Below are 12940 nucleotides of genomic sequence, written 5' to 3'. Positions count from 1 at the left end.
TAAATACCCCGCTTCCGTCGTCGTTCGGGCGAGTAGATAGCCCGCGCCGGTCGCCCCGCCCGCCCCGAGAGCGCTTCTCGACTCGGAGAACCCTTTCACAACCCTCATATATCGCGGCGGGCCACTCTCCGATCGAACTATGGGTAGCGTTCGGTCCCGGATTCCGGCGACGGTGAGGGCGCTCGGAGCGCACCTCGCGGAGACGCGCGACCCGAGAGTCGTCTCGATGGTACTGCTCCGAAACGAGGTCGAGGCCGAGATAGACTCGATAACCGAGCGACTGTTCCTGAGCGTTCGGCGGGACCTCCAGCGCGCCCACGAGCGGGGCGAACTCGAACTCGCGCCCGGCGCGCCCGACGACGGCGCGCGCTTCCACTACGACACCAGACTGGTGCTGCCCGCGCTGTTGACCCTCGGGCACGTCCACGTGCTAGCCGGCGACGTGCCGATTTCGCGGATCGGCGGGGACGTCGACCGCGACCTGGTCGCGCGGGGCCGCGAGACGACCCGCGAGGTGGTCCGCGCGCTGCTCGACGGCGACATGCGCGACGCCATCAACGACGAGGAGTACGAGGACTTCCGCACCAACCTCCGGCCGCGCCCGAAGGTGGCCGAACTCGCCCAGCAGAGCCTCCAGTCGGGCGTCGAGTCGTGGTTCGACCGCGAGGAGACCCCCGACGCCGTCCGGAACGCCTACGAACACGCGGTCGAACTCTCCGAGCGTCACCAAGAGGAGGACCGAACCTACCGGGAACTGCTGGACGACTACCGCGAGGCCGCGACGGCCGACGACCCCGACCAGCGCGAAGCGGCGGCCGACGCCATCCGCGAGCGGTACAAGTTCGCCGCCGCCGATGGCGCCGCCGACCGCCTCGCCGGGGAGTTCGACCTGCCGTACTTCGCCACCCAGTACGCCCGGGTCGGCATCCTCTACGAGGACATGCTCGAGATGTACGAGGCCGACCTGGGACTGGACCTCGGCGACGGCTTCAAGCGCGCCATCGTGCTGATGGTGGTCGCCGCCCAGATCGGACTCGACGACACCGACGACTACCCCGAAGACCGCGGGACCCAGTTGACGCCCGTCACCGCCGAACTCAACATCGCCGAGGACCGCGAAACCGGGGTCGACCGCCTGCGCCGAATCGTCGAGACGTACCTCGACCGGGCCGACGCGTCGGTCGACGACCACCTGACCCGCATCGCGGTCGAGTACGTCCGCCAGCAGTCGCTCGACAGGATAGACGCCCTCCGCGAAACCGCGTGAGGCGGCCGAGCGCGACGGCACAGTGACGGCGACGTGCCGTCAAACAATCAAAAAGAATATAAGTGCCACACAATATCTTACTGCCAGACGATACCGGGGACGGGGCTCGCACGGCGCGTCCCGCGTTGATACTCCGCCGCAATGAACTGCCATGTACGGACTGGGTGAGGCCCGTCCGGAGGTCGAGGTCGAACCGGGGACCAACCTCCTGATCGCCGGGCCACCGATGACGGGCAAGCGAACTCTCGCGATGGGGATTCTGGCGCACGGCAGTCGCCGAGGGGACGGCAGTATCGTCGTCACCACCAAGGACAGCGGCGGCGACGTGCGCGAGGCGTTCGAAGAGCAGTTTCGCGGCCAAGGCGACGACCCGACGGGACCGCTCGCGATCGTCGACTGCGTGTCGAAACAGCAGGGGCGCAACCCCGCGCCCGACGACGTAATTCGCTACGCCTCCTCGCCGGTGGACATGACCGGCATCGGAATTCAGCTCTCGGAGTTCCTCCAAGAGTTCTACGAGGACCGGGGCGTCCGGCAAAATCGAATCCTGCTGTACTCGCTGTCGACGCTGTTGATGTACTCGAACCTCCAGACCGTCTTCCGGTTCCTCCACGTGTTCACCGGCCGAGTCCAGAGCGCCGACGCCCTGGGCGTATTCGTCATCGATTCGACGGCCCACGACGACCAGACGATGAGCACGCTCAAGCAGTTATTCGACGGTCAGATAGAAGTCCGCGAGGGCGAGAACCGCGAGAGGGAACTCAGGCTGACGGGCGTCGGCGACGACGCCGACTGGCGGCCGGTGGCGCAGTAACCGACGGAACTCACTCGAACCACGCGCCGCGTTTCGACCGCCCGAGATGCCGCCACCCGCAGGCTTTTGCGCCTCGAAGGCGTCGATTCGGCCATGCCAGTCGAGAGCGACGCCGAACTGCGGGAGATTCTCGGGATGGAGACGGTCGCCGTCGTCGGCTGTTCGACCACCGAGGGCAAGGACGCCCACGAGATTCCCAAGTACCTCCTCGACCGCGGCTACGAGGTGATTCCGGTCAACCCCTACGCCGAGGAGATATTCGACCGGCGGGCCTACGACTCGCTGGCCGACGTCGAGGAGGACGTCGACATCGTCGACGTGTTCCGGCCGAGCGAGGAGGTCGCGGGCATCGTCGACCAGGCCGTCGACCGCGAGGACATCAAGGTCGTCTGGACCCAGTTGGGCATCCGCGACGACGAGGCCGCCGAGCGCGCCGAGACGGCCGGCAAGCGCGTCGTCCAGGACGAGTGCATCAAGGTCGTCCACCAGCGACTGGTCGCCTGACCCGCTCGACCGAAGCCGGTAGCCGTCCCGACATCGAACCGTCGCCGCCGACGAGCGACTTTTCTCCTCCCGCCCCGTAGAGAAGCCAACCATGGCGGCAGTCCCCGACGTGACGACGGTCCTCCTCGACCTGGACGAAACCATCTGCGAGCATCCGCGCTCGACCGCCGACCGCCTCGAAGACGCCTTCGAGGCCAGCGGCGTCGACCGCTTCTTCGACGTGGCCGACTTCCGGCGCTGGCTCCCGAAGGTCGTCGCCGAATCCGAGTTGGAACTCCGAGAGAAGTGCTTCGCGGGCATCGCCGACGACTACGACCGCGCAACTGCCGACGCGCTGGCGGTCGCCCGCTCCTACGAGGACCCCGACCCGACAGCGGTCGAGTTCCTCCCGGGTGCGGAGGTGGCCCTCGACGCGCTCTCCGAGGACCACGCCCTCGCGCTCGTGACCAACGGCGGTCGCGAAACCCAGCGGGAGAAGTTGGCCGCGCTCGGCATCGCCGACCGCTTCGAGACGGCGACGTACACGGAACCCGGCGGGCCGGTCAAGCCCGACCCCGACCACTTCCATCGCACCCTGTCGGCGCTCGACGCCGCGCCCGAGGAGGCAGTCCACGTCGGCAACTCGCTCCGGAGCGACGTGACGGGCGCACACGCCGCGGGCATCGCCTCGGTGTGGCTGGCGCGCGCCGACGCGACGGTCGACGTGACGCCCGACCACACCATCGAGTCGATGCACGAACTCACCACGCCGCCGTGGGCGTGACGGGGCCCCGCCGTGCGCCGGAACCGTCGGTCGACGCGACCGCCGATTCGGTCGCCCGGTCCCGCCGGTCGTAGCGAGGTCCGAAGACCGAAGGCTCAGGCCCCGGGCGTCTCTTCGGACCCCGCGACCTCGTGGACGAGGTCGGCGATGGCCCGGCGCTTGAGGACGACGAACCCGGCGAAGACCACGAGGAGTCCGACGACGGTCGTGGGCGTGATGGACTCGTTCAGGACCACGACCCCGACGACGGTGGCGACGACCGGTACGAGGTACGCGACCAGCGACGTCTCCAGCGCCCCCCGGACCTCCAGGAGGGTGAAGTAGATGAAGAAGGCGAGCGCGGTGGCGAAGACGCCGAGATACGCGACCGCGAGTCCCGCTTCGAGGGTCGTCGGGAGGGCGAACCGTTCGCCGATGGCGCTGCTGACGGAGTGGAGCACGACGCCGCCGACCAGCATCGACCACCCGGAGAGGGCGGCGCTGTCGAGCGTCGGGCGGGACCGTTGAATCAGGACGCCCCCGAGCGCGACGCCCGTAACCTGAACGAGAATCAGGAGTCGACCGACGACGTCGGCCCCGAGCAGGTTCGCGGGGTCCGGGCGGACGATGAGGCCGACGCCGACGAACCCGAGCAGGATGCCGACGGCCCCGCGCGCCGAAACCCGCTCCTCCGGCAGAAGCGCCAGCGCCCACAGCGAGGTCGCGATGGGGACGAGACTCTGCATGATGGCGGCGACCCCGCTGGGGACCGTCTGCTGGCCGAGGAAGAGGAACGCGTTCGCCGCGACCAGGAACACCCCGCCGGCCAGGACGGCGCCGACGTTCTCACGGCCGGTCGGTCGCCACGCTGTGTCGCCGGCGAGCGCGTAGCCCAGCAGTAGGACCGCGGCGACGTCGTAACGGAAGGCCGCGAAGAGGACCGGGGCCAGCGATTCGAGGCCGACGGATATCGCCAGGAACGAGAACCCCCACAGCGTTGCGAGGAGGACGAACAGTCCGACGGTGACGAAGCGGTCGTTCACGACTCGACGGAGGCCCGCCGGACAATTATCGCTCCCGGTTCCGGCACGTTCCGGGGGAACGCGAAGCTACCCTTCCCACTCCGCGAACGACCGGTAGATGCCCTTCGAGAGGTAGCGCTCGCTGGAGTCGGGGAAGACGGTCGCGACGCTGTCGTAGGGGACGTCTATCTCGTCGTCGCGGATGCGCTCGGCGACGTCCCGGGCCGCGACGCTGGCCGCGCCCGAACTGGAGGCCACCAGGTGGCCCTCCTCGCTCGCGAGGCGCTTGAGTTCCTCGTGGGCGCGCTCGTCGGGCACCTGGATTATCTCGTCGACGAGGTCCGGGTCGAACAGTTCGTTGGTCGTCGGGTCGTGGGTGCCGATGCCCTCGGTCTTGTACGCCTCCTCGTCGGGGTGGCCGCCCTTGGTTTCGGCGTACAGCGACCCTTCGGGTTCGACCGCGACGACGTGGGTGTCGGGGTCCTGCTCCAGGGCGTACTCGGCGACGCCCATCAGCGTGCCCGCGGTGCCACAGCCGGCCACGACCGCGCCGACCTCGCCGTCGAGCGCCTCGTAGATTTCCGGCCCCGTCGTCTCGTAGTGGGCCTCGACGTTCAGCGGGTTCGAGAACTGCTGGGGGACCACCGCGCCGTCTATCTCCTCGGCGAGTTCGTGGGCGCGGTCGATGGCCCCGCCCATGCCGTCCTCGGTGGGGGTGTTGACGACGCGCGCGCCGAGGGCGTCCATCAACTGCTGTTTCTCGACGCTGAAGCGCTCGGGCACGACGAAGACGGCGTTCACGTCGAGTTGGCCCGCGGCGACGGCGAAGCCGATGCCCGTGTTGCCGGCGGTCGGTTCGACGACCGTCCCGCCGGGTTCGAGTTCGCCGCGTTCGAGCATCCGTTCGACGATGTAGAGTCCGATGCGGTCCTTGACGCTCGCGCCGGGGTTGAACGTCTCGACCTTCGCGTACACCGGCACGTCCTCGGGCGCCGCACGGACCTCGACGAGCGGGGTCTCCCCGATAGCGTCGAGCACCGAATCGAGGGGCTTCCGATAGTCCGTCATCGCGTAGGCAAAAGTTGCGGGGTCGGTTAGTCTTTTTTATGCGTCGGCGGCGTCGGCTTCCGATTCGGTCTCGTCGCCCTCGGGCGACTCGCTCTCGGTTTCCGCCGCGTCGGCGAGGACCGCGTCGACGTCGATTCCTTCCTCGCGCGCCAGCGCTTCGAGGAGCGCCTGCTGTTTCGCGTTCTCGGCTTCGAGGCGCTCGACGCGCTCGTTCGTCGCGTCGAGGCTGTCGCGCATCGCGACGACCTGCTCGCGGAGTTCGTTGAGCTTCTTGTACAGTTTCTCGGCGGTGTCGGCCAGCGTCTGGAGCTTCTTCGCCGTGCTTCCGAGTCCCATACCCGGACATTGTGTCGCCCGACACGTGACGTTTCCGACTCGTAGTCACGTCTCCGACTCGCAGTGAATCTCGGACTCGCGGCCCCGGTCGTCGCGCCGGCAAGCCGGCGCGACGACCGCTCTGCCCGCGGCGGTCGGTCGAGCGGCCGAACCGTCGCCCTTTTTGAGTCCCGCCGGAAACTATCGGACATGTCGCAGGTCACGCGGGAGACCCGAGCGCCGACCGCGGGCATCCTCGCCGCCGTCGCCGTGCTCGCGGCGGTCGTCGCGCCGTACTTCCTCATCTCGGCGACGAACGTCGCGGTGTACTACGGGTCGCCGACGTTCGTGCCGGTCCACCTCGTCGTCGGACTGTTCTCGCTGGTCGCCGTCATCGTCTTCGCGGCGGGCCGGAACGGGCGCACCGACCCGCCCACCGCGGCCGGCGCGGCGGTCGTACTGGGCGGGTTCATGGTCGTCCTCTCGCTGTGGTGGGCCGTCGCGGTCGGCGACCTCGTGGGCAGTCTCACCGCGGAGGCCGCGTTCGACTACCACCGCTGGGTGTTGCTCGCAACGACGGTCGCGGTGGCCGCGTGCGCCGCCTGGTACGCCGACCGGGTGCTGTAGCCGGGTTTAGACACCGATTACTGACCTATCAGCGGCTCCATAACAAAGCCCGTCCGGACCGTCTCTCCGGTCAGACGTGGCGCGAAGTGACGCGAACGGCGAGACGCGAGACGCCGGCCGCGACTGGTTCGACGGGGACGGCGCGTTCGAGCGCGGCGAGACGGTCGAGCGCGACGACCGGGACCTCGACGAGTGGTCGGTCGGCGGTTCGAAGGACTGGATGCTCCGCGACGACGAGTTTCTGCTGGAGGAGGACCGCGAGTACGTCCTCCGCGAGGAGGGGTCGTGGCGCGAGTACGTCTCGCCCGCCCTGTTCGGCGTCGTCGTCGCCGTGATGGTCGGCGACGTGATAACCACGGGTGTCGGGATGGCGATGGGACTCGAAGAGGGCAATCCGCTCGTCGCGGCCGTGATGGGGGAGGTCGGCCTCGCCGGACTGGTGCTGCTGAAGGCGATGGCCGCGATACTGCTGGTCGCGCTCCCCGGCGTGACCGACGACGCCCGCCAGACGTTCCGGGCGGGCTGTGCGGCGTTCGTCGCCGTCGGCCTGGTCGTGGTCGTCACGAACCTGGCCGCCATCCTCGGCGCGGCGTGAGTCGGTCGCGCACTGCGCTCCGGAATTCGCGGTTCTCGAACTCCCAGAGGGCGCGCCGAATCGAGGCGAAAAGCCCTTAAGTGAACGGCCGCTTAGTACGAGATGGACTAGGTCGGGCAGTTAGGCCCTGCTCGTCACCCGCACTACGGTCTTCAGCGGGGACCGAACCCCGGAGGCGTCCGGTCAGACCGCTCCGGGCCCCGGAAGCCGACTTCGAAGCCTCGTCCTGCGGGGACAGCGGTCTCCGGCGGACACTCGCAGGAGTGTCGCAGTCGGAGTTGGCCGGTGGTAATCCGTCAGGCACGGAAGTGAGCAGCGGACCACTGGACACCTGTCGCTCGCAGGGTTGCGGGGTGGAGGACGCGACCGGGATTCCCCGGTGCGGAACGCCGGGCAAATCCGGCCGTCCGCCATTCATATCACACGACCTTTTACTGCACTCAGCACTGCCCGAGCCGTCGGCTCGGACAGTGCTTCGCTGGTAAAACGTCGACGAAAAGCACTGCGTCACCCCCTGCGAAGTGGCCTTTGGCCACTTCGCAGGGTGTTCCTTGGCCCGCTCGCTCACTGCGTTCGCTCGCGGTACAACCGGTGGGAGAGCGAGTTGGCGAGAGCGCTCGACCTCCTCCGCGGCCTCGCTCGAATCGGGCGCCTTCTGGGCGAGCGACGCCGCGATGGCGGCCCAGTCGTCGAAGTCGTTCGGGCCGCGACTCCCGTCGGAGTAGTCGTAGTTGCAGTTGCACGGACCGAGCAGGTGGTAGTTCATCACGCTGTGGTACTGGTCGGGTTTCAGGTCGTAGGAGTCGATGCCGCGGTGGTCGTTGTGGTAGAGTCCGAGACCGTGGCCGAGTTCGTGCATCACCGTCTTGGCGACCTTGACGCGGTTGGGTCGGTGCTCGACGATCATCCCGTCGATGGTCGAGGAGGTCGCGCCGACCAGGTTGCCGCGGGTGTCGCCGTCGGCCACCGTCCGGACGACCAGCGCGTGGAAGTAGCCGTACCCCCGGTTGTCGAACGCCGACTGGTAGTAGGAGTTCGAGTACTCCAACAGCGACGTCTTCGTCTCTGCGGAAACCGGCGCGTCGCTCACCGCGACGTGGAGCGCGATGCCGCGCGACCCGTCGGGGTTCTCGACCGGCGCCGTCGCGAACGCCCGCTCGACCTTCCGGAGTTTCCCGGTCGGGACGGCCGTCCCGCGCATGTAGTCGAGTTCGAGGAAGACGTCCTTGCGCAGGGGGTCGGCGTCGGCCAGCGCCCCGCCGGCGCGGACCTCGACGTCGTCGGCGAGGCCGTCGGCGTCGGTGTCGGAGTCGGTCGGGTCGGTTCCGAGCGATGCCTCGCGACCGTCGCGGAGTCGGTCCCCGTCGGTGTCGGCCACCGCGGGGTCGGACGTGCCGGCGACCTCGGCACCGTCTCCGAGACCGTCGGCGTCTGTGTCGCTCCGCACGGGACTCGTCGGGTGGTCGCGTACCTCCGCACCGTCTCCGAGACCGTCGCCGTCGCTGTCGGCCCGAGCGGGGTTGGTACCGTGGAACCGGACCTCCGGCGCGTCGGAAAGGCCGTCGGCGTCGGTGTCGGGGTCGGTCGGGTCGGTTCCGTACGTCGCGCGTTCCGCGCGGTCGTCGAGGCCGTCGCCGTCCGTGTCCGCGTCGAACGGGTCGGTCGGCCGCAGCAGTTCCTCTGCCGTCGAGACGCCGTCGCCGTCCCCGTCACCCGCGACGCCGAGCGTACCGGCGCTCGCAAACGCGACGAGGACGAGGACCGCGACGACTACGACCCGCTTCATCGGAACCGACCGGCGCCCGCGGGCGCCGGGTTCGTCTCGGTGCCGTGTCGGGCGTCGCTACTCGCTGTCCGTGGAGGGGAAACCTCCGACCGCTCGCGTGCCATGCCAGTGGGGGCATCTCGAATCGGTCGTTTATATCTTCGCGTTCTCTCGCGAAGGTCGGATTCCGCGCGGCCACGGACTTCGCCTCGCGCATCGGCGCGGATTCTCCGTCGGGAGTCCCGCGATTCCGGCGACGTCGTGATCGAGGGAGCGCCGCGCGGTGCGAGGGCGACGGCTCACACGTCGAAACGGTCGGACGGGGAGAAGTCAGGTCGTCCGCGGTCGGCTTGCGGTGTTCGGCGGTCGGCTGGCGGTGTTCGACGGTCGGTCCGCGACGCTCGACCGCCGGTCGACGCGTCGGCCGGTCGTCAGTCGTCGGCCGCCTCCACCGCGTCCTCGACGTTCGTCAGCTCCAGACCGCCCGAGAGCGTCCGGTTCGGATACGGGATGTCGATGCCCTCGGCGTCGAAGCGCTCCTTGACCGCGGTGACGTACTCGCCCTTCGTCTTCACGAAGTCTCCCCGGGAGGGGTTCGCTATCCAGACCCGGGACTTCAGTCCGACCGAGGAGTCGCCAAGTTCGGTCAGTCGGACCGAGGGAGCGGGGTCGTCGAGGATGTCGGGGTGGCGCTCGGCCTCCTCGACGATGACGTCGGTCGCCTGGTGGATGTCGTCGTCGTAGCCGATGCCGAAGAGGACCTGCAGGCGGAGTTTGTCCTTGGCCACCGGGTTCTTGATGACGCCGTCGGTGAGCGTCGAGTTTGGCACCGTCAGCAGTTCGTTGTCGAAGGTCCGCACCCGGGTCACCCGCAGGCTGATGTCCTCGACGATGCCCGAGTAGTTACCGCCGTCCCACTCGATCCAGTCGCCGATGCGGAACGGCTTGTCGGTGTAGATGAACACGCCGGCGACGAAGTTGGCGATGACGTCCTGCATCGCGAACCCGATGGCGAGCGTGGCGGCGGCCGCGATGGTCGCCAGCGAGGTGAGGAAGTTGCCGTACTCGGCGAAGCCGAACGCCACCGAGACGGCGACGAAGACGATGCCGAACTTCGTCAGCCGTAGTAGCGGCCTCTTCGCGTGCTCGTCGATGTCGCGGCGGTCGAGGAACCGGCCGAACAGCGGGACCACCGTGGCCCGCCCCAGAACGTAGATGACGGCGAACGCCACCACGAAGTAGATGGCCTGCGTGATGGCGCCGGCGTACTCCGGAACGAGGTTCTCCAGGAACGGGAGCGGGTCGACCATCAGTGCAGGACGGCGGTGTTCCCGCGCGTCTCGACGAGTTCGGCGTCGACTTCCTCGGCGAGGTCCTCGGCCAGTTCGTCGGTGGTCGTGCCGCCGCGGGCCGCCCGGAGGAACTTCACCTTCACGAGTTCGTTGTCCTTCAGTTGGTCGCGCAGTTCGTCGGTCACCGAGGCGATTCCGGCCTTGCCGACCCAGACGGTCACGTCGAGGTCGTGGGCCTTCTTCCGCAGGTCCTGGTCGGTCATGTCCCATCTTCGGCAGCGAAACCCCTTAAGTCGCTTGAAGACGGATGCGAGCGTTCGGCCCGCGGGTTGTAGCCCGCGGGCCGAACGCTCGTGGTTCGCGGTATCCGGCGCGGAGCACGCGCCGAACGGTGACCATTCAAGGGTCACCGACGAGAACGACGACTCGATGCGAGCGACCCGTGTCGTCGACGATTACCTGTTCGCGTGGGTCGTGCTCTCGGTCGTCGCAGGAGCGTTGTTCCCGGGGTTCGGCGTCATTACCCGGTTCTCGACGCCCATACTCGCGGTGATGGTCGGCAGCGTCTCGCTGACGCTGTCGACCTCGCAGTTCCGGGCGGTCGACCGGTCGTCGCTCGCGCGAATCCTCGCGGCCCACGTCGCGGTCCCGCTGGTCGGGTTCGCGCTCGCGCGCGGTTTCGGACTGCCGCCCGGCCCGACCGCCGGGTTCGTCCTCCTCGGCGCCGTGACGCCCGAACTGGTCGCGCCGACGATGACCCACCTCGCCGACGGAGACACGGCGCTCGCGGCGACCGCGCTCGTCGTCATCGGTATCGGCAGTACGCTCTTCGCTCCGGCCGCCGTCGCCGTCCTCCTCGGACCGACCGTGGATGTCGAAGGGTGGCGAATCGCCGAATCGCTCCTCGTCGCCGTCGTGGTCCCGATGGTCGCCGCGGTCGCCGTTCGCACCCGTGGCGGCGCTCGGGTCGCACGCTACGATGAGTACTACTCGTCGGTGTCGGCGGTCGCGGTGGTCGTCATAATCGGGGGCGTGACCGCGGCGAACGCCGAACTCGTCCGGGCGAACGCCGACCTGCTGGCGCGGGTCGGCGCGGGTGCGCTCGCGCTGAACCTCGTCGGCTATGCGCTCGGCTGGTACGTCTCGCGGGGCGCACCGACGTCGGTCCGCATCGCCAGCGCGCTCTCGGTCGGGACGCGGGACTTCGCCGTGGCCGCGGCGCTCGTAACGGCCGCCGGGTTTCCGCCGGCCGCGGCGCTCCCGGCGGTCCTGTTCGGCGTCGTGGAGATGGCGACCGGCGCGCTCCTCGCGCGGCGTTTCTCGGCGTGAAAGGGGAGTTCCGCGGGTGACCGTTCAGCGGCGAACCTCAGTCCCGATAGGGATACCGCGACTGCGAACCGCAGTCGCAGGTGATGACGACGTGTCCGTCCTGCAGGCGGACCCGCGCGTTCTTGCCGGGGCGCATGTAGACGTCACAGGCGTCGCAGGTGAACCGCTTGAACTGGCGGGGAAGCGAGAGGCGGTTGCGCTCTCCGAGGCGGCGGGCGAGCCTGACGTATTCACGGGCGCGCTCGTCGTCGCACTCGGCCGCGGCTCGCCGGGCGAGCGCGGCGAGGCGCTCGATGCGCTCTTCGGCTATGGTCATGTGGGAATGGGGGGTGGGGGTTTCCGGGGCGAGACAGGACAAGGATAGAAGGAATCCTGTGTTGCCCCATGGGGGGCATTCGGCGAATCCCTAAAATAACTTTTGGTTCAATGCGGAACTCCGCCGAATCTGTCCTTCGCGAAACACCACGATACCGGTACAGTTTTGTTCGACCCCCGTTTTCGACCGGACGAAACCGTGCGCGCGCTCAACTACCTCGAACTCAAGTCGCAGTTCGACCGGGCCGGCATCGGCACCGCGGCCGACCAGCAGCGCAGGGCGCTCGCCTCAACAGACGTGGAGGTCGTCACCTCGCCGTGGACCGGCCCCCGCGAGGCGCTGTCGGGGTCGCTCTTCCGCGACTACGACGTCGCCCACTGCAACGTCATCGGTCCGGGGTCGGTCGCGGTGGCGCGCCACGCCAAGCACAACGACATCCCGCTCGTCCTCCACGCCCACGTCACGCGCGAGGACTTCGAGGACAGCTTTCGCGGGTCGAACTTCGTCGCGCCCGCGCTCGAACGCTACCTCCGGTGGTTCTACTCGCAGGCCGACCTCGTGCTCTGCCCGAGCGAGTACACCAGGGGCGTGCTCGAATCCTACCCCGTCGACGCGCCGATTCGGCCGATGTCCAACGGCGTCAACCACGACTCGCTCTCGGGCTTTCGGACGTTCCGCGACGAGTACCGCGACCGCTACGACCTGGAGGGGATGGTCGTGTTCGCGCTCGGCAACGTCTTCGAGCGCAAAGGCGTGACCACCTTCTGCGAACTCGCGAAGCGGACCGACTACGACTTCGCATGGTTCGGCACCTACGACACCGGCCCGCAGGCCAGCGCCACCGTCCGGCGCTGGACCCAGAATCCCCCCGACAACGTCACCTTCTCCGGGTGGGTTGAGGACAAGCGCGGCGCGTTCGCGGCCGGCGACATCTTCTGCTTCCCCGCGAAGGTCGAGAACCAGGGCATCGTCGTCCTCGAAGCGATGGCCTGCGGGAAGGCGGTCGTCCTCCGGGACATCCCCGTCTTCGAGGAGTTCTTCACCCACGGCGAGGACTGCCTGAAGTGCGAGACGCTCGAGGAGTTCGAGCGCGCGCTCGAACTCCTCGAACGCGACCCCGACCTCCGGGAGCGCCTCGCCGAGAACGCCCGCGAGACGGCGGCCGAACACACTTTGGACCGCGTCGGCGAACGCCTCGCCGAGACGTACCGCGAATTGCTCGGGTCGGACGACGACTCAGCGGAGCGGCCGAAGACGTAAACCCTTAAGACCCACTCTCTAAAG

The 12940-nt window shown here is 68.6% G+C and carries 14 protein-coding genes, 1 other RNA gene and 1 pseudogene; 9 read left to right on the top strand and 7 right to left on the bottom strand.

The window, feature by feature from the left end:
• Positions 1 to 139: 139 nt before the first annotated feature.
• The 4 genes from NGM07_RS00315 (at position 140) to NGM07_RS00300 (ending at position 3348) form a co-directional block, all read left to right on the top strand.
• Positions 140 to 1267 carry a hypothetical protein gene (locus tag NGM07_RS00315; RefSeq protein WP_253514983.1) on the top strand — a complete coding sequence of 376 codons (1128 nt, stop codon included), beginning with the start codon at positions 140 to 142 and terminating at the stop codon, positions 1265 to 1267.
• Between the two features lie 151 nt (positions 1268 to 1418).
• Positions 1419 to 2081, top strand: a complete 663-nt coding sequence (locus NGM07_RS00310; protein WP_253514981.1) for an RAD55 family ATPase — start codon at positions 1419 to 1421, stop codon at positions 2079 to 2081.
• A gap of 93 nt (positions 2082 to 2174) precedes the next feature.
• Positions 2175 to 2585 carry a CoA-binding protein gene (locus NGM07_RS00305; RefSeq protein ID WP_253514979.1) on the top strand — a complete coding sequence of 137 codons (411 nt, stop codon included), beginning with the start codon at positions 2175 to 2177 and terminating at the stop codon, positions 2583 to 2585.
• Positions 2586 to 2676: 91 nt separating this feature from the next.
• Positions 2677 to 3348, top strand: a complete 672-nt coding sequence (locus NGM07_RS00300; protein ID WP_253514977.1) for an HAD family hydrolase — start codon at positions 2677 to 2679, stop codon at positions 3346 to 3348.
• A 95-nt stretch (positions 3349 to 3443) separates the two neighbouring features.
• Here NGM07_RS00300 and NGM07_RS00295 read toward each other — a convergent pair whose 3' ends face one another.
• From NGM07_RS00295 to NGM07_RS00285, 3 genes are all read right to left on the bottom strand, one after another.
• Positions 3444 to 4370 carry a DMT family transporter gene (locus NGM07_RS00295; RefSeq protein ID WP_253514969.1) on the bottom strand — a complete coding sequence of 309 codons (927 nt, stop codon included), beginning with the start codon at positions 4368 to 4370 and terminating at the stop codon, positions 3444 to 3446.
• A gap of 66 nt (positions 4371 to 4436) precedes the next feature.
• On the bottom strand, positions 4437 to 5417 hold the full coding sequence (locus NGM07_RS00290; protein WP_253514967.1) for a PLP-dependent cysteine synthase family protein: 981 nt from the start codon (positions 5415 to 5417) through the stop codon (positions 4437 to 4439).
• Between the two features lie 36 nt (positions 5418 to 5453).
• The gene (locus NGM07_RS00285; RefSeq protein ID WP_253514965.1) at positions 5454 to 5753 is read right to left on the bottom strand and encodes a DUF5798 family protein; all 300 of its coding nucleotides are present in this window, start codon (positions 5751 to 5753) and stop codon (positions 5454 to 5456) included.
• Positions 5754 to 5942: 189 nt separating this feature from the next.
• Here NGM07_RS00285 and NGM07_RS00280 point away from each other — a divergent pair, with 189 nt between their 5' ends.
• The 3 genes from NGM07_RS00280 (at position 5943) to ffs (ending at position 7367) form a co-directional block, all read left to right on the top strand.
• Entirely contained in the window at positions 5943 to 6359 is a 417-nt protein-coding gene (locus tag NGM07_RS00280) for a DUF7548 family protein (RefSeq protein WP_253514963.1), read from the top strand.
• Between the two features lie 76 nt (positions 6360 to 6435).
• Entirely contained in the window at positions 6436 to 6954 is a 519-nt protein-coding gene (locus NGM07_RS00275) for a DUF5658 family protein (RefSeq protein ID WP_253514962.1), read from the top strand.
• A 100-nt stretch (positions 6955 to 7054) separates the two neighbouring features.
• An RNA gene (gene ffs / locus NGM07_RS00270) (signal recognition particle sRNA) lies at positions 7055 to 7367 on the top strand.
• Positions 7368 to 8266: 899 nt separating this feature from the next.
• Here the strand turns inward: ffs and NGM07_RS25425 are convergent.
• The 3 genes and pseudogenes from NGM07_RS25425 to NGM07_RS00255 form a co-directional block, all read right to left on the bottom strand.
• Positions 8267 to 8740: pseudogene (locus tag NGM07_RS25425) on the bottom strand (zinc metalloprotease); the annotation flags it as partial.
• A 410-nt stretch (positions 8741 to 9150) separates the two neighbouring features.
• Positions 9151 to 10032: a mechanosensitive ion channel family protein gene (locus NGM07_RS00260; RefSeq protein ID WP_382193870.1), complete on the bottom strand. Its 882-nt coding sequence runs from the start codon at positions 10030 to 10032 to the stop codon at positions 9151 to 9153.
• Positions 10029 to 10274 carry a YhbY family RNA-binding protein gene (locus NGM07_RS00255; protein ID WP_253514958.1) on the bottom strand — a complete coding sequence of 82 codons (246 nt, stop codon included), beginning with the start codon at positions 10272 to 10274 and terminating at the stop codon, positions 10029 to 10031. Before NGM07_RS00255 ends, NGM07_RS00260 begins: the two co-directional genes overlap by 4 nt.
• Before the next feature lie 166 nt (positions 10275 to 10440).
• On the opposite strand from NGM07_RS00255, the gene NGM07_RS00250 reads away from it, so the two are divergent.
• Positions 10441 to 11340: a bile acid:sodium symporter family protein gene (locus NGM07_RS00250; protein WP_253514950.1), complete on the top strand. Its 900-nt coding sequence runs from the start codon at positions 10441 to 10443 to the stop codon at positions 11338 to 11340.
• Positions 11341 to 11377: 37 nt separating this feature from the next.
• Here NGM07_RS00250 and NGM07_RS00245 read toward each other — a convergent pair whose 3' ends face one another.
• A complete protein-coding gene (locus NGM07_RS00245) occupies positions 11378 to 11656 on the bottom strand; it encodes a ribonuclease P protein component 4 (RefSeq protein ID WP_253514948.1) in 279 nt (92 codons plus the stop codon).
• A 198-nt stretch (positions 11657 to 11854) separates the two neighbouring features.
• Between NGM07_RS00245 and NGM07_RS00240 the strand changes: the two genes are divergently transcribed.
• The gene (locus NGM07_RS00240; protein ID WP_253514946.1) at positions 11855 to 12916 is read left to right on the top strand and encodes a glycosyltransferase family 4 protein; all 1062 of its coding nucleotides are present in this window, start codon (positions 11855 to 11857) and stop codon (positions 12914 to 12916) included.
• Positions 12917 to 12940: the final 24 nt, after the last annotated feature.

This window comes from Halorussus vallis, assembly GCF_024138165.1.
Taxonomy (GTDB): domain Archaea; phylum Halobacteriota; class Halobacteria; order Halobacteriales; family Haladaptataceae; genus Halorussus; species Halorussus vallis.
The sequence above is the reverse complement of the archived record's forward strand: the minus strand, read 5'-3'. Positions and strand labels throughout refer to the sequence as shown.